Below are 26754 nucleotides of genomic sequence, written 5' to 3'. Positions count from 1 at the left end.
GCGGGCGCCCCGGGGCCGGCCCCGTCGGCGTCGGCCTGGACGCGGATGCGGCGGTCCAGGGCGTCGTAGGTGTAGGTGGCCCGGCCCACCACGGCGCCGGCCAAATCCTTCACCGTGGCGCCGGTCAGGCGGTTGCGGTGGTCGTAGGCGAAGGTGGTGACCCGGCCGGTACGGTTGGCTCTTAGCGTCGCTGGGTGTAGCGGCGGACCTGGGGAGAGGTGAGGTAGATGGAGACGGTGACGGTGACGGCGAGGATCGACAGGCCAAGGTTGACCTTTTCCCAGGCAATCCGCTCGGTCAAGGGAACGATCCGGGGGACGAGGACTGTATCGACGACCGGGGCAGAATCGTCGGAGGAGGGGCGGACGACCTGGAACGAATCGACGGGAGCTGTCGAGGCCAGGGCGATCGGCAGGACGATCAGGGCGACGACGTCGATCAGGCCGCCGAGCATCAGGGCGGCGATCAGGAACCGGGCCGATCGGTTGCGGATCAGTCGGACGGCGGCGAAGACCCCGAAGGCACTGACCGCCGCCAGCAGGAGGAATCCCCAGCGGTACGGAAGGTCGGGTTGCATGAAATACAGCGCAATCGACGCAATCGCCAGGCCCACGCCGACCAGGCCCGAGATGAAGCCGACGATCAGGACGCCGAACGGCGTTGGCGGGGGAGGAAGCGCCGGGGCTTCCTCCAACAGGTCGAACTCCTCGTCGCGCTGCCCGGTTTCAAGATCGAGGTGGCAGCGGGGGCAGATCGACATGCCGGCCGGGACGACGCCGCCGCACGAGCAGCGGCGGGTGGTGAAGCGGGCCTCGGCCCCAGTCTTGCGGCGAGGGCGGACGGGCTCGTCATCCTCGATCAGGCCGGCGGCATCGGCCTCGGCGTAGGGAGAAGGTCCGTCGGGCTGGCCGGTCGGGATGATCCCCGAGGACGGTGGACGGGCCGGCGGCTCCGTCGATTTCGGTTTCGGTGGCGTCGGCTTCGGCGGGGGGCTTGCGGGCGGGTCGTCTTCCTCGAACAGGAGTGGCAGGTTGAACTGGTCGCGCAGGTCGCCCGCGATGACGGGCAGATCCGGCTCATCGGCGGCCAAGGGAGGGCGCTCGAGGGGCAGATCGTCTGTCCATTGCGACGAGGCCGGGCTGGCCGTGTCCATGCTCGGCTGCGACGGCCGGGCCGTGGACCCGGCATCGCCGACCCGGAAGGTCGTCGTGCATCGTGGACACTTGAGTTTTCGCCCCTCGGCGCCGACGGGAACATTCAGAACCGTCTCACACCGGGGGCATCGCGTCCTCGCAGGCATAGATTGCGATCCGCTCTGGACTCGCCGGTCATCGACGGCGTCACGCACGACCCGATCCGAGACGCCCCACCGCCGCGTCGCCGACCGTTCTGCCTAGATTTGATTCATTGTACACCACCGCCGGAAAACATCGAAGCCCACCTTGCCAGTCGAAGACCGACGATCGTCCCGGTCGACACTCGTGGCATTCGGATCGACACGTGTTGCCCTGGAGCAGGGCCGTCGAGGTGGGGCATCGGTCTGCCCTTCGAAGATGGGACCAATGAACTTCCGGACCATCGGTCGTAAGGCGATATTCGTGAATCGGCAGAATTCCTTGTGAAGCGCCTGGATTTTTTGAATCCATCGAACATCCGATCGGTGAGATCACGTGTGCGTCCACTGCGCGCACCCGGAACAGCGGACCTGCCCCTCAGGGCAGATCGAATCGAATCAAGTCGTGGACCGTCGTGCAGCAATCCGGCGATTGTCAGGAGGGATTCGAGGTCGGGCCGAACTGGCCGGACTCCACGAGCTGTCGGGTGACCTCGTGCCGGTAGTCGAACATTTTCTGGAGCTTGTGGCGAATGATGCCGTCTCCGAAGAGGCGGCCGAGCATGCCCATCGGGGGCTCGTACTCGACCTCATCGCGGAGGATTGTGCCCCCCTGGCCGTCGTCGAGGAAGCGGTGGACGTGATACCAGCGGGCAAACGGGCCGGAGACCTGCCGATCCGCGAAGCGGTGGGGAGGTTCGTACTCGGTGTGCTCGGCGACCCATCGCATGGGAACCGGCCCGACCTTCGAGACGAGCACGACCCGAGCCCCCGGCAAGATGGAGTCGGCCTGCTCCTCGACATGGACCGATTCCCAGGGAGGAATCAAGTGCTGCAAGGCACCGGGGCTCTCGTGGAAGGCGAAGACCGTGGTGGGAGGAGCGGCAATCCGGCTTTCTTTGACGAAGGTCATGGGCGAAGGGCTCGTCAATAAGGGGAGAGCAGAAAGAGGGTTGAGGCAGAGATCGGTTCCTTGGGTTTTAGGCCGGACGAGCTTGAGCGTCGAGCCGTCGCGTGGCGATCAGCTCGGCGGCGGTCTTCAAGACGATGAGCAAGACAAGCGCCGGGGTTGGCGACCCGAGGGCCATGATGGCGAATCCGCCGAAAATCAGGACCACATGCAGCAGCATCACCCGGCCATAGGCCCGAACCATGAATTGGATCGGCGAGGCCTGTTCCCCGGAGTGGTTCCGAAAGACGTCCCGGAGGACCGAGACGGCCAGGGTCACGGCAATCAGGCACCCCGCCAGGGCGATCTGGCCCGTCGGCAGTCCCGAATGACCCGCGCCGACTCCCATCCCGGGGAAGCCTCCGAAGGCCCCCTCCGGCCCTCGATTCACAAAGAGCACAAACACAAAGACCCCATGCACTGCCCAGAACAGGCCGTAATGAACCAGGAAGAACAGGACCATGCCGATCCTTCCGGCCAGCCCGATCGACGGATTGAGCGCATCCGGGTGGGCCTCGGAGGGGCTGATCGGAGCGTCGGCCCCGGACGACGCGGCGCGACCCTGGCTGGCCAGCGATTCCAGCCGGTGCCGCAGCAGGCCCGGCAGCACGCTCGTCGACACCAACGGCCCCCGAGCCAGGAGCATCCGGGCGGCCGTTTCGAGCCCTCGCAGGCCGTTCTCGATCCAGTAGACCACCATCACCGGCGCGACCGACCAGCCCAGGAACAGCACACCAACCATCGGGGCAAGGTTTTCCAACAGAATGGCCGCCGGATGCGGCTTCGAGACCGCGGCAGACATAGTCGAGACTCCCGGATCAAAGGAATCGAGAGGGGAAACGTAAGCTCCCGGAAATCGTTCCAGGAGACTCTCGCAACCGAGGGCTCAATGCGAGTCGGAGCCTTCCGACGGATCGACCGCAGGGATGGGCCAGCCCCCTTGACCGGGTCCGGGGGCGCGACCTAGCATAAGATGCATCTCACGAGCGGCCCGGGATCTCGGTCCGCCTCCATCTTCCGAACTCATTTGCTCATCCCGAGATGAAGACACCGAAGCCGTCTGAACGACCCGCCGGAGCGCCGGAAAAACCGGAGCCGGAGGCCGGGGCCGAAGCCGCCGTTGCCGCAGCCTCGACTCCCCCTCCCGAGCCGATGACTCCCCAGCGTGTCCAGGAGTGGAATGCCTACTACGACCTGTTCGTGGCCGGCTTCGCGCTCTTACTCTGTTTCGTCGCCTCGGCGACGATTATTGATAACTCGGTCCTCTGGAGCCACTTGCGGACGGGTCAGTTGATTGACCAGGTCGGTGGTCCGATTACAACCGAGCCGTTCTCGTACGCCGTTCCCGAGGGAACCCGGTGGGTGAATATCCCCTGGCTGTTCCAGTGGGGCTCGTATCACATTCACGAACTGGGCCGGAGCCTCGCCGACACGCTTGAGCGCCCCGAGCAGCGAGATCAGTTCGGCGCGGCGGCCCTCGTCGCCGTCAATGCCACACTCCGCATGCTGGCGGCGTTGATGCTCCTGATGATCCGGAGGCCGGGGCCTGGCCTTTGGTGGGTCGCGGTGACGACCGTCCTGGCTCTGGGAGCGATCGCGACGCCGCTGGGCGGCCAGCCGGTACGGATCGCTTTGGGAGGGATGGTCGGCATGGGGGCGGTGGTCTCCCCGTCGACCTGGGGCCTGATCTTGCTCGTCCTCATGCTCTTGCTGCTGCACTGGACGTACAATCTGGGACGCCGGGGGGCCCTGTATGCGGTCATCCCGCTCTTTGCACTGTGGGTCAACGTCGATCTCTCGTTCGCGATCGGCCTTTTGCTGCTGGGGGCCGTGGTGATCGGGTCCGGGCTCAAGCCGGGCCGATCCGATCGGGTCGAGGCTAATGCTCCGGGACTGGTGCCGGGCCTGGCGGTGCTGGGAATCAGCGTCCTGGCCTGTCTGGCCAACCCGTCGACGTTCCATGTCTTCTCCAGCGGGTTCTCGCCCCTGTTCGACGTCTTCCGCCCGGCTCCCGAGGCCCTGATGCAGGAGCAGGTGACGCTCTTGCCCTTCGGTCCTCGCGGCGAGCGCAGCCGAGATCTGTTCTTCGGCGGCGAGTACAATACGATTGTCAGCTACTTTTTCTCCTTGATCTTCCTCGGTCTGATCTCCTTCCTGCTCAACCGCAAGCGGTTCGACCTGGGGCGGTTCTTGATGTTCCTGATCGCCTCGGTGGTCGCCGGTCTGCTCTGGCGCTACCAGGACGTGATGGGCGTGGTGGTGGCCGTCTGTCTGGCGCTCAATGGGCAGGAGTGGTTCCAGGAAACCTTCGGCACCGAAGGCCGCATGGGAGCCGGCTGGCGGATCTGGTCCGTCGGCGGCCGCCTGGCGACCATCGGCCTGATCACCGTGGTCACGCTGGCCGGTCTGACCGGCTACGGCAAGCGATTCGGCGAGCCCCCCTTCGGCTTCGGCGTGGAGTCCGACCGCTTCGCCTTCGAGGCGGCCGACTATCTTCGCGAGGCCCCGATCGAGGGCCAGGTGATGAACCTTCGGCTCTCGCTCGGCGATGCCATGAACTGGCGGACCTATCCCAACCGTCAGGTCTTCGTCGATAGCCGCCTGCCTCGCTCGGTCGTCTCGGGAGTGCTGGAGGATTACGAACGGGTCCGTCGCGCGATCGTCGACGGCGAAACCGAGACCTGGCAAGAGATTCTCGACCGCTACGGCGTCAGTGTGCTGATGGTCGACATCCCCGGCACCGGCGAGCTGCGATCACGCCTGACCGATGCCCTCGACGCCAGCCCCGACTGGATCGGTTTCTACGACGACGGCCAGGTCTTGCTCTACGGCCGACTCGACCAGAGCTCCGCCGTGAGCCAGGCCGATCGCGACTTTTTCGGCGAGCGTCGGCTCGACGCCGAGACGATCGTCTTCAGCCGGGGCAATCCCCCTCGACCCTTCGACCGACCGCCGCGACCGACCGACGTGCTTGACCGCTTCTCGAACATTCGAGCCCTGGCGCCGATTCAACCGCACGTGCTGGCCGCCCGCCGTTGGCTCGATCGCGGACTCCGGGCCGCCGGGGGCGATCCCAACGCCTTGCCGAGTATCGCCGTCTGCCTGCTCGCGATCCAGGAATGCCGCGACGCCCTGGCCGTCCGACCTGACGACCCCGACGCCTTCTTCGTCCTGAGCATCGCTTACCGCTACCTCGCCCAGCAAGAGGCCCAGTTACTGGCCGAGGCCGAAGATCCGGCCATGATGGCCGGAGAAACCCCCTCGCCGCTCCGGCTTCGCCAGTTGCAACGCATCACGGCGCTGAACAGCTTCATTCAGACCGTGCCCAAGCCGCCGGCCAATGCCGAGGCGAAGATCGCCCTGCGCGGGGCTCACCTCGAACTGGCCGGGCTCTACGAATCGTCCGGCTTCCTCGATCTGACCCGCGATCAGCTCGGCGCAACGCTCGACCTGTTCGACTCCGACGAGGCGATGACCGACGAGGACCTGGCCTTCGTCGATGGCATTCGACAGGCGTACGAAAGCCTGACCGAGCAGATCGAGCAGATCCGCGTGCAGCTTGAAGAGGCTGAGCTGGAAGGCCAGGCCGACCTGGCCCAGCTCGGCGGCGCGGCCCTGAACCAGGGGCTCGCCGAGCTGGCCCTCAGCTATCTGACGCAGGCCGAGAAATCCGGGATTGGTCTGGCGACTGTTCGCATGCAACTGGTCGATTTGCTCTGCGACATCGGCCGACCCGACCAGGCCATCCAGTATCTCGGCGCTGGCGACGAGGTGAGCCTCTCCACCGGCCCCGGCACGGTCCCCTTCCGCCAGGGACGGGTCTACTTCCTGATGGGAGACTCCCGAACGTCTTCGGAGCTGTGGCGGAACCTCGCCATTCCTCAGCTCCGCGCCTCCCGATCGCAAGAGGCCATGCAAACGGCCACCCTGATGACCACCGGCCAGCCGATGGCCGCCGTCCAGGCCGCCCTGAGCGTGCCGACCCAGCTTCGCCAGCAAGCGGAATGGGAATTCGCCCTCGGGCTCAACCTGCTCGAAGGGGGCTTCCCGAGCGAAGCGGGCGACCCGCTCCGCTCGTGCCTGGAACTCGATCCCGAGCTTCCCGGCCGTCCCATCGCCGCCGAATACCTCGATCGCCTCGGCCTCGACGTTCCCGAACCTCCCACCGACGAGGCTGAGGAACCCACCGACGCCGAGGCCCCCGAGCCCGAGCCGGCTAATCCGGAACCCAGCACACCGGAGTCTGCCCCTGCAGACTCCGAGCCGACAGCGCCGGAACCTGCTCCCGAGCCTGAGCCTGCTCCCGAGCCTGAGCCGGAAGCGGAACCTGCCGATCCGGGAGCCTGATCGCGATGAAGACGACCCCTCGGTCCGGAATGACCGGCGAGGAGCGGATCACGGTCGATGCGTCGAACCGGATCGTCTTCGCCGACGATCGGATGCCCGCCGTGCTGGCGACTCCCTGGCTGGTCGCTCACCTCGAATACGCGGCCCGGCACGCGATTGCCCCGTGCCTGGAGGACCATGAGCGATCAGTCGGCACATTCATCGAGGTCGAGCACCTCGGGGCGACTCCGGAAGGGGTCACGGTCATTTGCCGGGCTCGGGTGATTCATGTCGACGGCCCGAGCGTGACCTTTCAGGTCGAGGCCCGCGACGAGGTCGAGCTGATCGCCCGAGGCATCCATCGCCGACGGGTCATCGATGTCGATCGCTTTGCCCGCCGCCTTGCTCGAAAACGAAGCCGTCTGGAAGGCTGACGGACACCCACGCCCCGAGGTCTCCGGTTTGTCTATAACAACCCGAAGACGGGCCGCGCTCGCGTTCTCATTCGCCCCCGAGCGAGAGGCCCGCGTTCGGGAGCCGATTGCCATCATGAGGCCGAAACCGATCACACCGAGGTCCGGCCAGGAGTCGGTCTGGGATTATCCCAGACCCCCTCGGGTCGAGCCGGTCCATCGTCGCGTCCGGGTCATCTTCAATGACGAGGTCATTGCCGAGTCGCATCGAGCCCTGCGCGTTTTGGAAACGAGCCACCCGCCCGGTATCTACATTCCGCCCGAGGACATCCGAAGCGAATTCCTTCGCCCGTCGTCCCGGTCGAGCTTTTGCGAATGGAAGGGCCGGGCGGCCTATCACCACGTCGTCGTCGGCGACCGCCGCGCCGACGACGCTGCCTGGAGCTACCCCGATCCCGTCCCCGCGTTCGCCTCGATCCGCGATTACGTCACCTTCTACCCCGGCCGGGTCGACGCCTGCTTTCTCGACGACGAGCAGGTGACGCCCCAGGAAGGGGGGTTTTACGGCGGCTGGATCACCTCCGACCTCGTCGGCCCGTTCAAGGGAGGCCCAGGCTCCTGGGGGTGGTGAGATTCCGTTCCGAGGGGTTGGCGTGTTCCAATCGTGCGGCCTTCGCGGTTGCGCCGAGACGAGGCGCTCTGGCGAGTCGAGTCGAGCCTTGCCGATGACTTTCAAGGTGCGCGGGCCCGAGAGGCATGCCCGTGCTTGCTCGCCAGTGTTTCGACGAATCACAGAGGCACATGATGGAATCCCCGCAATCCCGCCCACGGTCTCCCAACCCCGCCCTGCCCCGCCAGGAGGATTCAAACGCCTCGTGCCGCCCCTCCTGCCCGGTCTGCGGAGGAACCCTCGTCGAGATCAAGGCCAAGCTCATCTGCTCACGCTGCCGGACGATCTGCGAAACCTGCTGCGAGGGGGGGCCGGGCTGATCCCTGGCCTTCTTGAATTCCCTCAGATGTCCGGCTTGGCGTGATGGCGCGTGATATCTGAATGTGTTTTCGCGTTCGGAGTTGGATTGTGTTGCGCATGCTTGCATAGATTCGTGTAACGAATTTAAATTGATTTCGATCGTATGAATGAGGTGTCGTGTCATCCCTTTGGCAATTCTTCGGAAAAATTCTTGCATCTCAGCACCTCACCGCTCAGGATGACAACCGCCGAGGATGGCGAAGCGCGTCTTGATGTTTGGTTCGGCGGTTTCAAACCGCGGCCATCAAGGCATTGATGAACGTATTCGTGCAAACCCTTCCTCTGCGGGTTCTTGTCCGCGCATTCTGAAGGAATCGACCGGTTGAATCCGGTCAACTGTTCGAAGTGTTGATGATCGTCGTCGGCACCTGTTCATTGTGTGCACAGGTCTGGCGACCGAACGGATGAGTCGTTCCTTTCCCCCCTTTGCGTGCGGGTCGCGTCGATGCGGCGTCCGTCTAAAGGCGGTTGCGCGCTTGTGTGTCTCTGTGATGAACTCGCATCGACTCGACCGCGATGGAGTCTCTCCCGTGAAGCGTCACCTGCGATCCCACCACCGAAACGTTCGGCGACTGCGAGCACTGGAATCTCTCGAAGAGCGCGTGTTGCTTTCGGCCTATGCGGGTCAGCAACCGGCGGCCGAGGGTGCGGTTCTGGTTCGTTGGGACGGTGTCGAGGCGCTAGCCAGGCCCGATGAGTACATCGTCCGCCTGGAAGGCCTGACTGGTTCTCCTACCGAACAGGTTGCGTCGGCGAGTGCGCGGTTAGAGGCGAAGGGAGTGGCCGTCCAGGTCGAGGAGCACCTGGGACTTGACGGCCTGTTCCGGGTCAACGTGGCGGCTGGAACAGCTCCCGAGGTCGTTTCCGATCGCATGGCGGGGGTCGATGGGCTGGCGTATGTCGAGCCGAACTACATCCTCACGGGTCAAGGGGAACCGATCATTCCCGACGATCCGTTGTTCCCCCTGCTCTACGGGCTGAACAATACGGGACAGTCCATCCTGGGAGTTCCCGGCACCCCGGACGCCGACATCGACGCGCCGGAAGCCTGGAGTATCACCACCGGCGACTTCTCGGTCGTCGTCGGTGTGATCGACAGCGGCATCGACTACACCCATCCCGACCTCTACCTCAACGTCGCGATCTTCCAGGAAGAGATTCCGGGCGCGCTTCGGGCCGCGGTTCTCGACCTCGATGGCGACGGCCTGATCAGTTTCCGGGACCTAAACGACCCATCGAACGCCGCGTTCGTCACCGATCTCAACGGCAACAGCATCATCGACGCAGGCGACCTGCTGGCCGATCCGTCCTGGGCTGACGGCCTCGACACCGACGGGAACGGCTTCGTCGACGACCTGTTCGGCTGGGACTTCTTCGCCAACGACAACAACCCGCTCGACGAGCACGGCCACGGCACCCACGTCTCGGGGACCATCGGGGCCACCGGCAACGACGGGGTGGGCGTGACGGGCGTCAACTGGGACGTACAGCTCCAGGCGCTCCGCTTCCTCGGCCCGTTAAACACTGGGCCACTCGCGGCTGCCCTTTCCGCCATCAACTACGCGACCATGATGCGGCAGAGCGGGGTCAACCTTCGTGTGACCAACAATAGCTGGGGAGGCGGCGGCTTCTCCACGTCCATGCGCGACGCCATCGCCGCCAGCGGCGAGGCCGACATCCTCTTCGTGGCGGCGGCCGGGAACAACAACAGCAATAACGATCTCTCGCCGTTCTATCCCGCCAGCTACGGGCTGGAGAACATGATCACGGTCGCCTCCTCGACCAACCAGGACGTGCGATCGGGGTTCTCCAACTTCGGCGTGAACTCGGTCGATCTGGCCGCTCCGGGCTCGGTCATTCTGAGCACCTTGCCCGCGTTTGTGAGTCCATCGGGTTACGGATTCTTCAATGGTACCTCGATGGCCTCGCCCCATGTGGCGGGCGTGGCGGCACTGGTGGCCTCTGCCGTTCCTGGCATCGACACGACCTTGATCAAGGAGGCCATCCTGGCTGGGGTTGATCCCCTGGCAAGCCTGCAAGGACTGGTTGCCACCGGAGGCCGACTCAACGCCTACTCCACCCTGCAACTCGTGCAAGCCACCGAGACCTTGCGGACCTTGTCGCCGTTCCAGGGCATTGAGCCGCTCGGATCGCTCGTCTACGAGGCAACGGGGAATGGGTTCATTGCCCCGTTCGCTCCCGAGGCGGCGAATCGTTACGAATTGCTGGTCGACCCCGGGCAGACGCTGACCATCGAGGTCGCCGCGACGGGAGGGCTTCAGCCGATCGTCGAGCTGGCGATGGCCGACGACGAGGGGAATTTGCAGATCGTGGCCTCGGCTCTGGCGTCGGACGGCGTGGCCCTGATCCAGACCGAGCCGGTCGGCGGTCCTTTGAATTCGCCCAGCCCCAACGCGCCGCCGGCCCGGTCGTTCGTCGTCACGGTCCGGGGGCTCGACGGCTCCGGAGGCGCTTACGACCTGCGTGTCTTGCTCAACGCCGCCCTGGAGGACGAAGACTTCAGCGGAGTTCCAAACGACACGATCGGCTCGGCCCAGTCGCTCGACCCGGCCTTCATCTCGATGATCGGCGGCTACGACGATCCGGTCTCGGCCCGGCCGGCTCGGGCCGCGGTCCTCGGCCGAATTGACGCAGGCGATCAGGCGACCGTCCCTTCGGCCCTGGAGAATGTCGAAGGAAACGGCGGCAACGCCTGGCCGTTCCACATCGGCCAGTTCGGCCAGCCGAGCATGCGCTATCAGCAGATCTACTCGGCCTCGGAGTTCGCCGGAGGCGGCTTGATTGATGAGGTCCGGTTCCGCCGCAACATCGGAGCCGCGCCGTTCTCCAACGTGCTGATCGATGCGAAGATCAGCCTCGGCTACGCCGCGACGACCGTGGCCTCGGCCTCGCCCGTCTTCGCCGAGAACATCGGCGCGGGGTATGTGACGGTCTTCGACGGCCAGATGACCCTCTCCAGCACGGGCACCGGGTCCCCGAACCCCTTCGACATCGTGCTCGACGTGGCCGCCTTGTTCGACTACGACCCCAGCCAGGGCGACCTGCTGCTCGACATCGAGATGCGCAACTCGCCGTTCACGGCCTTCATCGATGCCTCCAGCGCCTCGCAGCAATCGTCGATGACCCGAATCTATTCGTTCCCCGGCGATGTCAACGCCGAGATCGGCGTGTCCCCCCAACTCTACGGCCTGGTCACGCAGTTCGGCTTCGAGCCCGACACCGACCTGCACGCCGTTACCCTCAAGGCTGGCCAGTCGTTGACCCTCGCCGCCAAGGCCCTCTCCGCCGGCTCGGTCCAACTGGAAGTGCTCGACGCCAACGGCACGGTGCTGGCCGAGGGGCTTTCGTTCCAGGTGCAGCCAAGCGAGCTGATCGTCAACGGCAGCTTCGAGACGGGCGACTTCTCCGGCTGGACCGTGCAGACCACCGGCAGTCCCTTCCGACCCTGGGCGGTCAGCGGAGCCGGAGCCGGCGGCGGCTTCGGCATAACACCGACCGAGCCTCAGGACGGCAACTTCGTCGCCTGGAACGGCTTCGACGGCGGTGGGCCGATGGAATTCTTGATGTTCCAGGACGTCACCATCCCGGCCGACACCAGCCCGACGCTCTCGTGGAAGGATCGCATCCAGTGGAACTTCACCCTCGGGGCCCCTGCCACGCTGCCCAGGACTCGTGAGGTCTTGATCGTCGATCCCGCCACCAACGCCGTGCTCCAGGAGATTTCGGTCTTCTCGACCGGCACCCAGGCCGAGAACCCGACCGGCGATACGGGTTGGCAATTGCACTCGGCCGATCTCTCCGCCTTCGCCGGCTCCACCGTTCGCCTTCTCTTCCGGGAAAACGTCCCGCAATCGACGACCGGCCCGGCGCAGGCCGAGTTCGACGCCATCAGCATCGACCTCGGCCTCAATAATCCGATCCCGACGAACGTCGATGACCTCATCCAGTTCGTCGCCCCCGCTTCGGGGACCTATTACGTCCGCGTGTCCGGCGACGCCGACACCGACTACAGCCTGGTGGCGACCCGTGGCCTGACGTTCGACCTCGAAGGCAACGACGAGCTGGCCTCGGCCCAGCCGGTCCTCTCGCCGCCGGCCGCCGGACGGCACTGGACCCTCGGGCACGTCGGCGGGGGCGGTCAGGGCATCGAGACGACGATCACCTTCGACGAGCTGCCGCGTCAGTCGGCCAACGGGCTGAGCCTGGGCGGGGTGACCTTCGGTTACACGATTGGCGGGGTGCCCTCGGACCGCGCGCTCTTCAACTCCATCGGGCCCGGCACGACGACCTTCACCAACGACCCGAGCCTGGTCGGCCTGACCATCGGGGTCCTGACGCTCGACTTCGACCAGCCCGTGTCGTCGCTCGAGTTCGGCATGGCCCTCTCCACCACGGCCTCGACGCCCAACGGGGCCACCGTCACCCTGTTCGACGCCAGGAACAGCCTCATCGGCACCTTCCAGGTCGCGTTCAGTCAGGGGGCCTTCTTCTTCACCTCTGGAGAGTTCCAGTACGAGGGGACGCCGGTCGCTCGCGCGGAGATCGCCCCGAATTCCTCGATCGCGGCCGGATTCGTGGTTGACAATCTGAGCTTCAGCTCCTCGTCCGAGCCCGACCGCGACGTCTACCTCGTCGAGGCCGCCGGGAACGCAGTGCTCGACATCGACCTCCTGCTCCCGGCCCGTGGGCCCGGGGCCTTCGACAACGGCCTGATCCCGGTCGTCCGGCTCTACAATCCGTCCGGGAACCTGGTGGCAGAGGTGCAAGGGACCGCCTCGGACCAGCAAGTCCGGCTGAAGTACAAGGTCCCGAAGAATGGCGGCGGGCTCTACGCGATCGAGGTCGAGGGGCTCGAAGACTCGCAGGGCGAGTACGTCCTGAGCATCAACGGCGCCTCCTCGCCCAGCATCGCCGACCCCGAGGCCGCCCCTGCCCTTGCTCGCGGCTCGTCGGTGGCGATTGCCGCGCTGTCAGGCTCCGCACCGGTGGTCCCCTCGGCGATCCCCGGCAGCGCGATCACCCCGGCGAAGGCCGTCGAGGTCGACGACTCTCCGTCGACCGACCGCGGCTGGCCGATCGACGCCGGATCCGAGTCCTCGCCGATCGAGCTGCCCTCGATCTCGGTTGCGGACGACGATCGGCCCGAGTCGCTCGCGGACGACGCCGTGATCGACCTGGCCCTGGAAACGCTCGACCGCTCGGAGATCGTTCCCGGTCTCCGTCGTCTGGCCCGCATCGTCTCCTGATCGACCGCGCTTCGGCCTAAGTCGATCTGCTGGGCCCCCGGTACTCGCCCGATGTTGGGGATGGGTGCCGGGGCCCCTTGTTCTTCCGTGAAGGCTCGGATCGGTCGGATGACCCCCTTCGCCCGATCCCCTCGATCGATCGCCGGTTGGGCCCAAAAAATTCCGATAAGAATCGGAGCGGCCGGACGAATCACCCCTGTTACGTTTCGTCCTGCGCACGGATCGACGAGAGGGCCGACTATCATGATCGCCATCCCTTTCTCCTGCACCGACTGGTCCTCCTTCCACGAACTCAAGGGCCTGGTTCGTCTGGAGGACGATGAGCTGGTGCTCGAATACCGAGTCAATTACTGGGGATGCTACTCGAAGGCCAAGGTGCACGAGGTCCGCATTCCTCGCGAGGTGGTGTCGGCCGTCGGCTTGCGCGAGGGGTGGTTCAACGACCAGTTGACGATCCAGACCGCCTCGCTTCGCGCCTGGGGAGACTTCAACGGAGCCCCCGACGGTCGCGCCCGCCTTCAGGTGTCTCGCGGCGACCGCGACGACGCTCGTGAGCTGATCGCCATCCTCGCCCCCGAGAAGATGGCCGCGCCGGTCGACGAGTATCTCTGAACCAATCCACGCCCACGCGGGCGGCGATGGCTGGGCTTCGGGGGCGGTTCGTCCTACACTGTGGGAAAGGACGAACCGAAGACGGGACACCCATCCCCCGGCCATCGGAGACACTCGCCGTGCTCGCTCGGCATCAGGCACACGTGGCGGTCGCGTCGCTGAACCAGACCGTCGGCGACTGGAGCGGCAATGATCGTCGGATCCGAGATGTCATCGCCGCGGCCCGGGACGAGGGGGTTCGCCTGCTCTGCCTGCCCGAGATGTGCATTCCCGGCTACAGCCTGGGCGATCGCCTCCTGCGCTCCGGCACGATGGAACGCTCTTGGGACCGCATGGTCGCTCTGGCCGATGCGACCGCCGGAATCGCCGTGGCCGTCGGCCTGCCGGTCCTGTGCGAGGGGGTGATCTACAACGCAATGGCCCTGCTCGCCGACGGCAACCTCGTTGGCCTGGCCGCGAAGGAGAACCTGGCGACCGGCGACGTCGAGTACGAGAACCGCTACTACAATCCCTGGCCCCGCGGCCGGGTTGTCGAGCTTCGGGGGCCGGACGGCACGATCGCCCCGCTCGGCACGCAGATGTTTGACCTGCCGGGCCTCGGGGTGGTCGCCTTTGAGATCTGCGAGGACGCCTGGCAAGGCATTCGGCCCGGATCAGCCTATGCCATCTCGGGTGCCGAGATCCTGATGAATCCGTCGGCCTCGTGGTTCTCGATCGGCAAGCACCGGATGCGCCGCCGGCTCGTCCGACAGATCAGCCTTGAAGACCATTGCGTGTATCTCTATGCGTCCTTGCTCGGATGCGACGCCACGCGCCTGATCTTCGACGGCAGCCTGTTCATCGGCGTCAACGGACGGATCGAGGCCGAGGGGCGTCGCTTCGTCTTCGACCGCGAGTGGGAACTGGTCCACCGCGTCGTCGACCTGGGAGAGATCCGCCATTCCCGGATGGAGGAAGGCTCCTGGCGCGGCCAGCTCGCCCGGGTCGGCGTCGATGCCATCCCCCAGACGATCCGCCTGACCGGCAACTTCCAGACCGATCGCGTCCCCCCCCCTCCCCCGCCCTATTACGAGCCTCCCGAGCCGGAGCATCCTGACCCTTCCCTCCAGTACCTCGAAGCGAGTGTCTTGGGAGGTCGGCCGATGACCGACCGCGATCTCGATTACCTGGAACTGGAACTCGCGCTCTGCCTCGCCCTCCGCGACTACGTCGCTAAGACGGGCATCCGTTCCTGCTGCCTCGCGCTTTCGGGAGGTCGCGATAGCGGCATGGTCGCCTTGCTCGTGCATCGGATGTACCGCTACGCGAACCCGACGCTCTCGATCGACGAGGTCCGCCGCCTCGTCTCCGAGCGCTTCTTCTGCGCCTATCTCGCCACCGAGAACTCGGGCGAGGCCACCCGCAACGCTGCCCGAGCCGTGGCCGAGGAAGTCGGCGCAACTTATTACGAGACGAACATCCAGGAATCGCTCGATTCGTGTGAAACCACCGTCTCCCGGCTCACCGGCGAGACCCTCTCGTGGGACAACCCCGCTCACGACATCACGCTTCAAAATATCCAGGCCCGCCTGCGCGGAACGCTTATCTGGACCCTCGCCAACCTTCACGGCTCGCTGTTACTCGTCACCAGCAACAAAAGCGAGGCCGCCGTCGGCTACACCACAATGGACGGCGATAGCTCCGGCGGCCTGGCCCCCATCGCCGACGTGCCCAAGAGCCTCGTGAAACTTTACCTCGCCTGGGCCGCCGACTTCCACGGCCTGACCGGCTTCGACCGCATCAACGTCATGGATGCCACCGCCGAGCTTCGCCCGCCCGACAAGGCACAAACGGACGAAGCGGATTTGATGCCCTTCCCCATCCTCGATCAACTGATGTACGCCTTCGTCCAGCTTTCGCTCGACCCCGTTTCCATCTTCCGCCGCCTCTGGCCCGCCTTTGCCGACCACTACCACGGCGATCCCCGCGCCTTCGCTGCCCACATCCGCAAATTCGTCCGCCTCTTCTGCTTCGCCCAGTGGAAGCGTGAACGCTTCGCCATCAGCTTCCGCGTCACCGCCTTCGACCTCGACCCCAAAACCGGCTTCCGCTTCCCCCCTGTCCAGACCCCCTTCACCGACGAACTGGCCGAGCTGGATCGGTATGTCGAGCAACTGTGCCATTCTGCGCGGTCGGAGACACCTGATCGTTGAGATGAAGGTGGAGAATGCGTCGAACTTCCGCGACCACCTCGGGAGAATTCGCGCCGAAGTGGCTCTTACGGACCACCAGTTCCGACACGGCGCCATCGAGCTGGGCACTCGCTACGGGAACAACTCCATCCGACCACCGAGCCGGGGGGGCCTCCGGAAAAAGGTTCCCGATCACCGAATGATACGGCACACTGGGATCCATCGGCAGTTCTGCAAGAACTTTTAAGATCGGACTCTCAGGTTCCAGATTATCGATACTGCTGGGCGGACGCCTCTGGAACACCGGGCTGAAGACCTCCGGACCATTCAAGCCAATGATCTCATCTCGATACAACTCGATTTCTCGCGTTCGTTGCACCAGAGCAGTCGTGACCCGTCCGATCAATCCACTCGCAACATTGCTCCCCCGGTGCGGTGCCATGATGAACACCGCGCGCCGAATCGACGGAACCGGCTCGAAGTAGAGTAGTTGCTCCAGCCGTTGCCGGGTCTGAAAAGACATCATGACATCGTCGAATGGTCGCGTGAACAGTCCCTGTTCAAGTCTCCGGCCGCTTGACTGGAGCATTTGCCGGCACAGGACACCTCCCAGGCTATGCCCCACGACAACCATCTGATCGAGTGCAGGGTCAATGCGATCCGGGTCGATCGCCTCACGAATCGCGGCCAGTTCCGAGCGGATTCGCACGGCCGAAAACGCCAGGGCTGCTCCGGTCGGGTAATAGGCATACCAGAATTGGTAGCGGTCCCGGATCTCGGGGACTCCCTGAAGCGCGTTGGCCGTCTCCAGCCACATAACCGGACTTGACGACAACCCATGAACGAACAGGACGGGGATTTTCCCGGGCTCGTAAGGCCCTTGCATGAAGATGCCCGGGAGCGTCGAGAGCCGATCGGGCCGGAGCAGCCCGCCGTAGCCGATTTCCTGCCCGGGGGCTTTCAGGAACTGATAGGCGATCGGGGTCGTCAGGTCGCTCGCAAGCGCGATCGTGCCCACGCTGTTCCCAACAACGATCTCCGATTCTCGGATCGGATTGTGAAGCGAGAGCAAGACCGGCTGCTGCCGCCACGCACCGTGATCGAGCGGCCCTGTCGGCTGAACGACCGCTGTCGCAGGCAGCTTGAGCTGGCCGGGGAGGAAGCGATCGGTCTCCCCGTCTCGATTGCTCAGCACACTGGCGGCCACCAGCGGCACACCGAGTCCATCCTGGCCGAAGTGCTCCAGGTTCCGGACCCGGAAATCCCCGGTGATCCAGAGTTCGTCGACCGGCAAGCCGGCTCGGTTCGGCTGGGTGGTGACAACACGAATGCCTTCCGCATCAAGTCGGTCGCGCCACGCGGGATCAACGTTCCGGGGGCCGGTTCCCGAACACCGGAGCAACTCCTCGACCGCGCGGTTATGGCGATCGACGGCACGCGCCTGGAGCAGCGGTTCATCGGCGTTTGCCAGCGCGAAGGACGAGTAGACTGCTGCGTCTCGGAACCACGAGAGCGCCGCGACCGGTTCACTCCCAATCTGCCGACGCCCCTGCCGGTCTGCAAAATCCGCGAGCGCAAGCAACCGGCTTGCCGAGGCCCCTCCCGGTCGCTCCACCTCAGCGACGAGCCGATGATAGGAGGCTTCGTCACTCGGCCCAAACCCCTCCCCCAACGAACCATGCCCCGCTTCCGCCGATCGGATCGCCGGATGATTCGAAAACGGGCGTTCCCGGATCTTCGGAGATTGGCAGGCGACCAACCCGAGCACGCAGAGCAGGCTCAGATGAATCAGGACCCTTGCTCGATTCCATCCTCCGCGAGCCACCATCGCCTCGCGCTCCTTGCCGCCGTGCTCGCGAAACCGTCATCTTCTCGCACACATTCCTCAGATCGGCATTTTCGCCCTGATTCAATCAGACGAAGCGTACTTGCGGCTGCCGTTCCGTGTCAGGAGAGACAAACCGTCGCTCAGTCGAGGTAGGCATCCGATGCCGCCGCGGCGTAGGTCGCCTCCAGGTCGACGGCGACGGCTTCATGAACCGTCAGCGGTAAGGGGATCGTCGGCAAGGGTTGGCCGACGGTCATCGGGCGTCGCCAGACGGCGAGGAGTCGCCCGCCCGTCGCGGCTGACTCGCCGACTCGGTACGAGACAGCGTATGGACTCGGGGTTTTCGGTTGATCCAGGCCGAATTCCCGAGCAATCTCATCTGCGAACGAAAAATCATAGGGCTTGGGTAACAGATCAATGAGGAGGAGATGCACCCCGTCAAGGAGATAGCCAAGATAGCGGTTCAGATAATTGTCTTTCGAATCGTTGCGATCCTTGTTTCGGGGCGAGATGATCTCGACCGCCGCGACGAGCCAACCGGCCTGCTCGATGAAGAGTACGATGTCATAGTCGAGTCGTTCGACAGCAACTTCGAAGTCAGGTTCCATCTCCAGTAATGTCCCACCCCCGCCGGTTGGCGGTTCATGGCCCGGGGGGCGGAGGTCGGGGTGGAGCTTGACACCAATGTCGGGCCGTCGAACGGAATCACCGATTGCCAGCCTCGGCGCCGTGCCAAGGAAGGCTCGGTAGCCGGCCGGGAGTCGTCGCTTCAGCGATCGGGCCAGTTCCGTGATCCAGAACTGATGCAACGCACCCCAACCGTCTTCGCGTTTCCAGTCGTGTAGCGGCATCTCGGCCTCCTGGGAACACCCGGCTCCTTGGAGTTCCATCTTCCCAGGGGGCTCGATTCGGGTCAACGGCGGGTGATGGGGCGTCGCCCTTGCTCAGGCCGCGGCCTCGCCGAGGCCCTCGGGGGGATCGTCGCCGGCCTTGAGGGCTTCCCATTCCTCCCAGGAGTAGAGGACTTCGCGGGCGGAGCCGGATTTGTACTCGCCGACGATGCCGTCCTCGGCCATGAAGTCGATGAGGCGGGCGGCGCGGCCGTAGCCGATGCCGAGGGCTCGCTGCAAGAGGGAGCAACTGCCGCGCTGCTCGCGGATGATCACCTCGATGGCGGTCTCGTACAGCTCGTCGCGGTCCTTCAAGGCCGCGCCGTCCTTGCCGCCGACCCCGCCGCCGACGCGAAGCTGCATCAACTCCTTGCTGAACTCTTGTGGATACTGGCTCAAATAGTTGCAGATGCGTTCCACTTCCAGGTCCGAGACATACGTCCCCTGCGCCCGGACCAGGTGCGAGGTGCCGGGGATGAGGAACAGCATGTCGCCGTTGCCCAGCAGCTTGTCCGCCCCCATCTCGTCGAGGACGACGCGGCTATCCCCCCGGCTGGAGACCTGGAAGGCGATTCGAGCGGGCAGGTTCCCCTTGATCAGGCCGGTGATGACGTCCACGGTTGGCTTCTGGGTGGCGACGATCAGGTGCATGCCCACCGCTCGGGCCTTCTGGGCGAGGCGGACGATGTGGGCCTCGACCTCCTTGGCCGCGGTCATCATCATGTCGCTCATTTCATCCACCACGATGACGATGTGCGGCATGAAGGTCGGGATACGCTGGGCTTCCTCCTCGTCCTCGGGCTGGAGCCGGGCGTAGATCTCGTCGGGGCCGAGCTGGTTGTACGAGTGCAGGCTGCGCACCCCGGCGCGCGCGAGGTACGTGTACCGCTCGTCCATCTTCTCGCAGGCCCAGGCGAGAAGGGACTCGGCCTTCTTCATGTCGGTGACGACCGGGTGCATCAGGTGGGGAACTTGCTTATATTGCGAGAGCTCGACCATCTTCGGGTCGATGAGGATGAGCTTGCACTCGTCGGGCCGACGGGTCATAAGGATCGAGGTGATCATCGCGTTCAGGCAGACCGACTTCCCCGTGCCGGTTCGGCCGGCGATGAGCAGGTGGGGCATCTCGGCCAGGTCGAACGCCAGGGGAGAGCCCTTCACGTCCTTGCCCAGGAACAGGGGGATGAACGCCCGCTTCAGGCTGTCGCCGGCCGCGACCCCCTCAATCACCTCGCGGAGCCGGACCATCGACCGCCGCTCGTTGGGAACCTCGATGCCGACGGTCGTCTTGCCCGGGATCGGCGCGACGATCCGGACGCTCGGCACGGCCAGGGCAATCGCCAGGTCGTTGGCCAGGCCGACGATCTTCGAAACGCGCAGGCCGGCCTCCAGCTCGATCTCGAACTGGGTAATCACCGGGCCGGTGTCGATCTGAACGACGCGGACCTGGCAGCCGTGCTCCAGCAGGGTCTTCTCCAGCATCAACGCGCGGGCCTGGATGGAGGCCTCGCGCTCCTGCACCGGGATGGCCGAGGAGGGCTCGAGCATATCCATCGGCGGCCCTTGATAGCCCGAGGCCGACCGCTGCGGCGACGACGGCGGACGCACGGCGGGCACCCCCGGCGTTGGTGGCGGCCCAGCGGCGGCCGGAGTTGGCCGGGTCGGGGCCGGGACCCCGGCGGGCGGTCCCCCCGCGTAGGGGGAGACCGGGGAGGGCAGGTCGGCCCCTCTCGGCCGGGCGACTGCCGGGACCGAGGCCCCTGGATGAGCAGGCATCGGCTCTCCCGCCGCACCAAGCAGGCCCGACCGGCGTCGGGGGAGGAGGAAGATCAGGTCGTGGCAGAGCGCCAGCCCCACGACTGCCGCCGAAGTCAGCACCAGGGACAAACCGATCGGCCCGACCTGGCCGCGGAGTCCCTCGCCAATCAGGACACCGAGGTAGCCTCCCGAACCGACCGGAGCCGCGCCGGGCAGGTCGGGGCGAAGCTGCTGCAAGGCGGCCGAGGTCACGCTGATCAGCAGGCCCAGTCCGAGCAAACGGGCGGGAGGGTCGGTGATCGGCCGGGACATCAGGACCCGGACGGCCACGATCAACCAGGCTGGCAGCACCAGGAGGGCTCCATAGCCGAACCCGGTGTACAGAAGATGAGCAAGCACCGCGCCAACCGGTCCGCAGGGGTTAGACAGGGCATCCCCTCGGTTGGGCGGATAGACGGCCGCACCGGGGGCGTCGGCCGGGTCGTACCCGAGCAGGCTCAATGCCAGGAACAGGCCGCCCACGAGCAGGGCGAGGCCCCGTCCGTTGCGCCAAAGTCGCTGACGATCGAGCATGAACGCCCCCCGGGCCATCCGACGAGGCCCGGAACCACCGTCGAAGGCCGCCAGGCGCGACCCTCCGGGGTCGGCCTGTTCGCGACCCCTGGTGCGAACCCGGGTCCGATCGATCCGTTAGGCGATCATCGGCAGATCCGGGCGGCGAGCTTTGCTCCTCATCGGCCCGATCCGGGGCAATCGGCGCTCAGTCTTCCGGCTGGGTAAGGTCGACCGTCTCGCCGAGCGGCCCGCCAATGTCCTCGGCCTCATCCCGCATGCGGACATTGCCGGCAAGGTCCAGGAAAATCTTGTCCTGCATGATCTCCTGGATCACGATAGCCATCTTGTCAGAGGTGCGCATGTCCACCAGGGGGCGGGCCCCCTGGTTCAGGGCGATCATGCGCTTCTGGATCAAGGTGGAGAGCTTGAATCGACCGCCGACGCGGTTGACGATCTCTTCTTCCTTCAGTTCCTCATGCATCGCGGGCGTCTCCTCCGCAACCCGACTCGGCCAGCAAGGTGTCCAGATCGGCCACCGCGCGGTCGAGGTCGTCGTTGACGATGGTATGGGTGTACAGGTGTTGAGATTCGAGTTCACGTCGGGCGTTGTCGAGCCGACGGCGGACGACAGCCTCGTGTTCGGTGCCACGACCCCGGAGGCGGGCTTCGAGGATGGCGAGGCTCGGGACGGTGATGAAGATCGTCTCGGCCGACGGCACGGCGCGGAGGACTTGCATGGCCCCCTGGACGTCGATTTCGAGGATGACGCAGTGGCCGGCTTCGAGCGAGGCGATGACCGGCTTGATCGGCGTGCCGTAGAGGTTGCCGTGGACTTCGGCCCATTCGAGGAACTCCCCTCGGTCTCGGGCGGCCTCGAAGTCGCCTCGGGAGACGAAGTGGTAGTCGCTCCCCTCTACCTCGCCGGGCCGGGGCGGTCGGCTCGTCGAGGAAACCGACAGACGGGCCCCGACGCCGGGCCGCTGCAGGACCCTGCGCAGGATCGTACTCTTGCCGCATCCGGAGGGTCCGGAGACGACGAGCAAGCGGCCAGGAAGGTGGGTCCAGTCGTAAGTCATGAGGGCAGTAGGCAGTAGGCAGCGGGCAGCCAGAAGAATCCGGAGGATTGCAAGCGGGTCGGGTCTGGAACCGAGCGACGGTGCCGTGTGGTCGGGGGTGAATCGGGTGCCGAGGAGGAATCCTTCGAGGGAGGGGGTCGGACTCATTCGACGTTCTGGATCAGTTCGCGGATCTTTTCGAGGGAGCCTTTGATCTCGACGACCGATCGGCTGATTTCGACGTCGTTGGCCTTCGAGCCGATGGTGTTGGTTTCGCGGCCCATTTCCTGGACGACGAATTCGAGCTTGCGGCCGGGGGCATCGTCGGAGGAGAGGACGGCATCGAACTGGTCGAGGTGGGCACGAAGCCGGGTGATTTCCTCGGCGATGTCGGAGCGTTCGGCGAAGATGGCGACCTCTCGGATCAGGTGCTCGGGCTCGATCGTCAGGCCGCGGTCCTGGATCAAGGCGTTGACCCGATCGGTCAGGCGGTCTCGGTAAGAGGAAACGACCTCGGGGACTCGGGAGGCGATGCGGTCAAGGTGGCCGGTGATGTCGAGGGCCAGCGAGCGGAGTTCCTGCTCCATCGACTGGCCTTCGTCGAGCCGGCTGCGGTGGAGCTGATCAAGGGCCTCGGCGACGATCGGTTCGAGGGTCGGCCAGTGCTCCCTCGGGTCGTCGAGGGCCGCCGGACGGGCCGAATCGACGACGCCAGGCAGCGCAAGCAGGGCCGAGAAGAAGTCGGGGGGCGTCGGGCCGCCTCCGAGGAAGGCGAGCAACTGGGCGCGATAGCCTTCCAGGGCGGCGAGGTTCAGGCGGTAGTCCTCGGGGCGGCGGAGCGACTCGACCCGGAGGTTGAGCTGGACCGTCCCGCGTTTCAGGCGGTGGCGGACGAGCCGCTCGATGTCCGGCTCCAGGGCCGAGAAGGGCTCGCTGATCCGGGTCGAGAGCTTCAGGTGCCGCCCGTTGACGCTGCGGACCTCGACACTGATGGTCCGGGCCTCGTCTTGCCGACGGGCTTCGCCGAATCCGGTCATGCTCAGGAGCACGGCGAGCCCTCCAGGATCAAGAGGAACCAGACGAAACCAACCAGGACGAAACCGGAACGCATTGCCGAAGCCACGAGCCGGGATCCAACCAAGGCCCGTCCGTTGCCGAGGAACCGACGGGCCGAAGGTGCAGCGGGGATCGCGACGTCTGTCACGTCAGTTCGACTCAGGAGCGGGAGCGGGAGCCGGAGACGGATCGCTGGCACCGGAGCCGGGAGTCGGGGGCAGGTCCGACGTACCGAGGTCGAGGCCGAGCGGGTCGGAATCAAGGTCCGAGTCGGCATCCGCGTCGAAATCCGGGACTGACAGGCTGTCGGTGGCGGTTTCGGCTCCCTTGGGGAGGAACTCGCTCCCGGGGCGCTGCTGGGCGGTCCGGGAGACGTTGGCGTTGACGACCAGGCCCATGTTCAGGGCGATCCAGACCGAGGCGGTGACGATGGTGATTCGGGTGAAGACATCGCCCGCCCGGGTGCCGAAGGCGCTCGATCCGCCGACGCCACCGAAGGCCCCGGCCAGCCCGCCCCCTCGACCACGCTGGATGAGGACCAGGCCGATCATGAGGATCGAGACGAGGCCGATGAGGATGTAGGTCAGCACGGGCGGCAGCAGGTAGCCGAGGAAGGTGCAGACGACCAGCGCGATCAGGCTGCTGATCACATAAGGCAGGATTTCCACAGTCGGGGACCTCGCTAAGGGATCGATCGGGACGATCGGCGACGAGCAATCAGCAGAACGGTCGGGCCGGGCCGGGGCGAGCCCGGCGATTGAGGGAATGGTTCGGTTCGATCAGGCCTTGCCGGCCTGGGTGACGGTGCGGGCGGCCTCGATGATGCCGAGGAAGTCGGCGGCCTTGAGGCTGGCCCCACCGACCAGGGCGCCGTCGATGTCGGATCGGGCGAGCAGGTCGGCGGCGTTGTCGGGCTTGACGCTCCCCCCGTATTGGATGACGACCCGGGCGGCGATCGCTTCGCCGAAGCGATCGGCCAGGCGGGCCCGGATGAAGGCGTGGACGTCCTGGGCCTGCTCGGGGCTGGCGGTCTTGCCGGTGCCGATGGCCCAGACGGGCTCATAGGCCAGGACGACGCCGGCCATTTGCTCGGGCTCCAGGCCGGCGAGCGAGCCGTCAAGCTGCTCGGCCACAACGGCTTCGGTGCGGTCGGCTTCGCGTTCGTCGAGAGTCTCGCCGATGCAGACGATCGGGATGAGGCCGACCTTCAGGGCGGCGTGGAGCTTCTGGTTGATGAAGGCGTCGGTCTCGCCGAGGCCGTGCCGTCGCTCGCTGTGGCCGAGGATGACGTGGGTGCAACCAACGTCGTTGAGCATCGCGCCGGAGAGCTCGCCGGTATAGGCCCCGGAGGGTTCGGGGTGCATGTTCTGCCCGCCGAGGCCGATGGGGGAGTTGGCCAGGGCGGCGTCGATCCGGTGCAGGAAGACCGAGGGAGGGCAGACGGCGACTCGGACGGCGTGGTCCTGGCCAACGCCTTCCTTGACGGCTTCAGCCAGGGCGACGGCGTCGGCCTCGGTCGAGGGGTTCATCTTCCAGTTGCCGGCGATGAACAAGGGTCGCATCAGGCGGGGTCCCGGGCGTTAAGGGGTGTTGTTGAGAGACGTTACGGACGAATTGGTTCGAGGTGGCTGAGGTCATCTTGACCCCAGCGGCAGCGTCCTGGGCGTGAGGAGTCAGGGGTCGAGACGACCCCAGCGACCCGGACGGCTCATCAGATCAGACGGTCAGGCTCTCGCACGAGTCGACGGTGCGGCCGAGGACGTCGGCCAGGCGTCGGAGGTCGTCGACGAGGGCGGCGAACTGGTCGGGCAAGAGGGCCTGAGGGCCGTCGGAGAGAGCCTTCTCGGGGCAGGTGTGGACCTCGATGTGGACGCCGTCTGCTCCGGCGGCGACCGAGGCGCGGGCCATCGCCGGGATGAGGTCGGGCCGGCCGGTGGCGTGGCTCGGGTCGGCGATGATTGGCAGGTGGCTCTGCCCCTGGGCGTTGGGGATGGCCGAGAGGTCCATCATGTTGCGGGTTGAGTCTTCGAAGCTGCGGACGCCGCGCTCGCAGAGGATGACCTTGTGGTTCCCTTGCGACATGATGTACTCGGCCGACATGAGCAGGTCCTTGACGGTGGCGCTCATGCCTCGCTTGAGCATGACCGGCTTGTCGGTGCGGCCGACCTCCTTGAGCAGGTCGAAGTTCTGCATGTTGCGGGCGCCGATCTGAAGCATGTCGGCGTATTCGCAGACGAGGTCGAGCTGGCGGGGGTCCATGACCTCGGTGATGGTGGGCATGCTGAAGCGCTCGCCGGCAGCCTTGAGGAGCTTCAGGCCGTCTTCGCCCATCCCCTGGAAGCTGTAGGGGCTGGTGCGGGGCTTGAAGGCGCCGCCGCGGAGGATGTTGGCTCCGGCGTTGCGGACAGCCTCGGCAATGCCAAACAGCGATTCCTCACACTCGATGGCACACGGGCCGGCGATGATTCCCAGATGGCCGCCGCCGATGCGGACCCCCTTGACCTCGATGACCGTTGGCTCGGGGCGGAACTCGCGGCTGGCGAGTTTGAACGGCTTGAGGACGGGGATGACCTGTTCCACGCCGTCGATCGCCTGCAAGGGGGTGGCTTCGAGCTTCCGCTCGTCACCGATGACGCCGATGATCGTTCGAGAGACCCCCTGGCTCAGATGGGGCTGAAATCCGAGTTCTTCGATCCGCTCCAGGACGTGCTGAATCTGGTCGGGGGTGGGTTGCGGCTTCAAGACAATGATCATCGGCCTCGGATCTCCGGCTCGATCGATGCGGACTCGTGGTGGCGACGGCACGGTCGGTTGAGCCGATGGACCTTGGTGCGTGGCGCACCCTCCCCGACTCGGGCGTGGAAACGTCACAGTGTAGCGGACCGGTTCCGGCAACGGAAGTGCAAAGCCGATCGTGAGAATGGTCGGGCTGAGATGGTGGATGGGGCCGGGTGCGCCCAACGGGTTGCGGTGCGCGGCTCGGTGCGCCTCTCGGTGCGCTTGCTGGCAGACAGGAGGGAGAGCGGTTTGGTGTTGAGGGGGAAGGAGTTGCGGCGAGGAGGCTCGGTTCGTTTCGGGAATCGAGGAGGAAAGGTTGGAGCTTCGGATGGAACACGGATGGAACTTGAATGGGAGGGAACGGTGGGGAGGGGCGGTGGAGGGATGAGGACGGGACGAGGCGGGCTGTTGCGCTGGTCGTGCGCGGGCTGGTGCGCCGTCCGGTGCGCCGGGGATGTGGAAAGGCTTCGGATGGATAGGCTATTGAGAAAAGGAGTTACAGCGAGGAGGTTCGGTTCGTTTCGAGAATTGGACGGGGGATGTAGGGGCTCGAACGACGCCGGATGGAGAGGGTGATTCGAGCGAGGAAAAGGCATTCGTGGGAGCATGTATGTTTGGGTCTGGGCAGTCATGGTGGGCGTTCGAAAGGGTGCAGCGGGCGGGTGGCGGAGCGATACAGGGAGATCGGCCGACGAAATGATCGGGGAATCGGTTGGTTTTGGTCACACGAAAT

At 65.7% G+C, this 26754-nt stretch carries 18 protein-coding genes; 6 read left to right on the top strand and 12 right to left on the bottom strand.

Features of this window, described 5'->3' with window-relative positions; genetic code table 11:
- Positions 1 to 181 precede the first annotated feature (181 nt).
- From HG800_RS23275 to HG800_RS23265, 3 genes are all read right to left on the bottom strand, one after another.
- Positions 182 to 1090 carry a hypothetical protein gene (locus HG800_RS23275; RefSeq protein WP_169980067.1) on the bottom strand — a complete coding sequence of 303 codons (909 nt, stop codon included), beginning with the start codon at positions 1088 to 1090 and terminating at the stop codon, positions 182 to 184.
- 679 nt (positions 1091 to 1769) lie between these two features.
- Positions 1770 to 2246 (bottom strand): SRPBCC family protein, encoded by a 477-nt coding sequence (locus HG800_RS23270; protein ID WP_169980065.1) that lies wholly within the window; start codon positions 2244 to 2246, stop codon positions 1770 to 1772.
- Positions 2247 to 2313: 67 nt separating this feature from the next.
- Positions 2314 to 3084, bottom strand: a complete 771-nt coding sequence (locus tag HG800_RS23265; protein WP_169980063.1) for a DUF6498-containing protein — start codon at positions 3082 to 3084, stop codon at positions 2314 to 2316.
- A 239-nt stretch (positions 3085 to 3323) separates the two neighbouring features.
- Between HG800_RS23265 and HG800_RS23260 the strand changes: the two genes are divergently transcribed.
- The 6 genes from HG800_RS23260 to nadE all read left to right on the top strand — a co-directional run bounded on the left by HG800_RS23260 (position 3324) and on the right by nadE (position 16122).
- Positions 3324 to 6629, top strand: coding sequence for a tetratricopeptide repeat protein (locus HG800_RS23260; RefSeq protein WP_169979875.1), 3306 nt, complete (start codon positions 3324 to 3326; stop codon positions 6627 to 6629).
- Positions 6630 to 6634: 5 nt separating this feature from the next.
- The gene (locus HG800_RS23255) at positions 6635 to 7042 is read left to right on the top strand and encodes a thioesterase family protein (protein ID WP_169980061.1); all 408 of its coding nucleotides are present in this window, start codon (positions 6635 to 6637) and stop codon (positions 7040 to 7042) included.
- A gap of 115 nt (positions 7043 to 7157) precedes the next feature.
- Positions 7158 to 7652 carry a DUF427 domain-containing protein gene (locus HG800_RS23250; protein ID WP_169980078.1) on the top strand — a complete coding sequence of 165 codons (495 nt, stop codon included), beginning with the start codon at positions 7158 to 7160 and terminating at the stop codon, positions 7650 to 7652.
- 929 nt (positions 7653 to 8581) lie between these two features.
- The gene (locus HG800_RS27045) at positions 8582 to 13318 is read left to right on the top strand and encodes a S8 family peptidase (protein ID WP_206352409.1); all 4737 of its coding nucleotides are present in this window, start codon (positions 8582 to 8584) and stop codon (positions 13316 to 13318) included.
- A gap of 243 nt (positions 13319 to 13561) precedes the next feature.
- Entirely contained in the window at positions 13562 to 13930 is a 369-nt protein-coding gene (locus HG800_RS23240) for a hypothetical protein (protein ID WP_169980059.1), read from the top strand.
- A 119-nt stretch (positions 13931 to 14049) separates the two neighbouring features.
- Positions 14050 to 16122, top strand: coding sequence for an NAD(+) synthase (gene nadE / locus HG800_RS23235; protein ID WP_169980057.1), 2073 nt, complete (start codon positions 14050 to 14052; stop codon positions 16120 to 16122).
- On the opposite strand, the gene HG800_RS23230 is transcribed toward nadE, so the two are convergent.
- From HG800_RS23230 to aroF, 9 genes are all read right to left on the bottom strand, one after another.
- Positions 16043 to 17929, bottom strand: coding sequence for an esterase/lipase family protein (locus HG800_RS23230; RefSeq protein ID WP_169980055.1), 1887 nt, complete (start codon positions 17927 to 17929; stop codon positions 16043 to 16045). The genes nadE and HG800_RS23230 overlap by 80 nt on opposite strands.
- A 140-nt stretch (positions 17930 to 18069) precedes the next feature.
- Positions 18070 to 18780, bottom strand: a complete 711-nt coding sequence (locus tag HG800_RS23225; protein ID WP_169980053.1) for a DUF4058 family protein — start codon at positions 18778 to 18780, stop codon at positions 18070 to 18072.
- A gap of 93 nt (positions 18781 to 18873) precedes the next feature.
- Positions 18874 to 21150: a DNA translocase FtsK gene (locus HG800_RS23220; RefSeq protein ID WP_169980052.1), complete on the bottom strand. Its 2277-nt coding sequence runs from the start codon at positions 21148 to 21150 to the stop codon at positions 18874 to 18876.
- 187 nt (positions 21151 to 21337) lie between these two features.
- Positions 21338 to 21613: a DNA-directed RNA polymerase subunit omega gene (locus tag HG800_RS23215; protein ID WP_169980050.1), complete on the bottom strand. Its 276-nt coding sequence runs from the start codon at positions 21611 to 21613 to the stop codon at positions 21338 to 21340.
- Positions 21606 to 22355: a guanylate kinase gene (gmk, locus tag HG800_RS23210; RefSeq protein WP_235963901.1), complete on the bottom strand. Its 750-nt coding sequence runs from the start codon at positions 22353 to 22355 to the stop codon at positions 21606 to 21608. The genes HG800_RS23215 and gmk overlap by 8 nt, the downstream gene beginning before the upstream one ends.
- Positions 22352 to 23236 carry a YicC/YloC family endoribonuclease gene (locus tag HG800_RS23205; protein WP_169980048.1) on the bottom strand — a complete coding sequence of 295 codons (885 nt, stop codon included), beginning with the start codon at positions 23234 to 23236 and terminating at the stop codon, positions 22352 to 22354. Before HG800_RS23205 ends, gmk begins: the two co-directional genes overlap by 4 nt.
- Positions 23237 to 23392: 156 nt before the next feature.
- Positions 23393 to 23911, bottom strand: coding sequence for a preprotein translocase subunit SecG (secG, locus tag HG800_RS23200; RefSeq protein WP_315852095.1), 519 nt, complete (start codon positions 23909 to 23911; stop codon positions 23393 to 23395).
- Positions 23912 to 24022: 111 nt separating this feature from the next.
- Positions 24023 to 24805, bottom strand: a complete 783-nt coding sequence (gene tpiA, locus HG800_RS23195; RefSeq protein ID WP_169980046.1) for a triose-phosphate isomerase — start codon at positions 24803 to 24805, stop codon at positions 24023 to 24025.
- Positions 24806 to 24959: 154 nt separating this feature from the next.
- Entirely contained in the window at positions 24960 to 25997 is a 1038-nt protein-coding gene (gene aroF, locus HG800_RS23190) for a 3-deoxy-7-phosphoheptulonate synthase (protein ID WP_169980044.1), read from the bottom strand.
- Between the last annotated feature and the right edge of the window lie 757 nt (positions 25998 to 26754).

Source organism: Tautonia rosea, assembly GCF_012958305.1.
Taxonomy (GTDB): domain Bacteria; phylum Planctomycetota; class Planctomycetia; order Isosphaerales; family Isosphaeraceae; genus Tautonia; species Tautonia rosea.
Note: the sequence above shows the minus strand (reverse complement) of the source record. Positions and strands in the feature narration are given on the sequence as shown.

Bases quoted from the DNA above. Each gene is read 5' to 3' on its own strand.
- HG800_RS23270 (WP_169980065.1), bottom strand. From the start codon at position 2,246: ATGACCTTCGTCAAAGAAAGCCGGATTGCCGCTCCTCCCACCACGGTC.
- HG800_RS23265 (WP_169980063.1), bottom strand. From the start codon at position 3,084: ATGTCTGCCGCGGTCTCGAAGCCGCATCCGGCGGCCATTCTGTTGGAA.
- HG800_RS23260 (WP_169979875.1), top strand. From the start codon at position 3,324: ATGAAGACACCGAAGCCGTCTGAACGACCCGCCGGAGCGCCGGAAAAA.
- HG800_RS23255 (WP_169980061.1), top strand. From the start codon at position 6,635: ATGAAGACGACCCCTCGGTCCGGAATGACCGGCGAGGAGCGGATCACG.
- HG800_RS23250 (WP_169980078.1), top strand. From the start codon at position 7,158: ATGAGGCCGAAACCGATCACACCGAGGTCCGGCCAGGAGTCGGTCTGG.
- HG800_RS23240 (WP_169980059.1), top strand. From the start codon at position 13,562: ATGATCGCCATCCCTTTCTCCTGCACCGACTGGTCCTCCTTCCACGAA.
- HG800_RS23230 (WP_169980055.1), bottom strand. From the start codon at position 17,929: ATGGTGGCTCGCGGAGGATGGAATCGAGCAAGGGTCCTGATTCATCTG.
- HG800_RS23225 (WP_169980053.1), bottom strand. From the start codon at position 18,780: ATGCCGCTACACGACTGGAAACGCGAAGACGGTTGGGGTGCGTTGCAT.
- HG800_RS23220 (WP_169980052.1), bottom strand. From the start codon at position 21,150: ATGCTCGATCGTCAGCGACTTTGGCGCAACGGACGGGGCCTCGCCCTG.
- HG800_RS23215 (WP_169980050.1), bottom strand. From the start codon at position 21,613: ATGCATGAGGAACTGAAGGAAGAAGAGATCGTCAACCGCGTCGGCGGT.
- gmk (WP_235963901.1), bottom strand. From the start codon at position 22,355: ATGAGTCCGACCCCCTCCCTCGAAGGATTCCTCCTCGGCACCCGATTC.
- tpiA (WP_169980046.1), bottom strand. From the start codon at position 24,805: ATGCGACCCTTGTTCATCGCCGGCAACTGGAAGATGAACCCCTCGACC.
- aroF (WP_169980044.1), bottom strand. From the start codon at position 25,997: ATGATCATTGTCTTGAAGCCGCAACCCACCCCCGACCAGATTCAGCAC.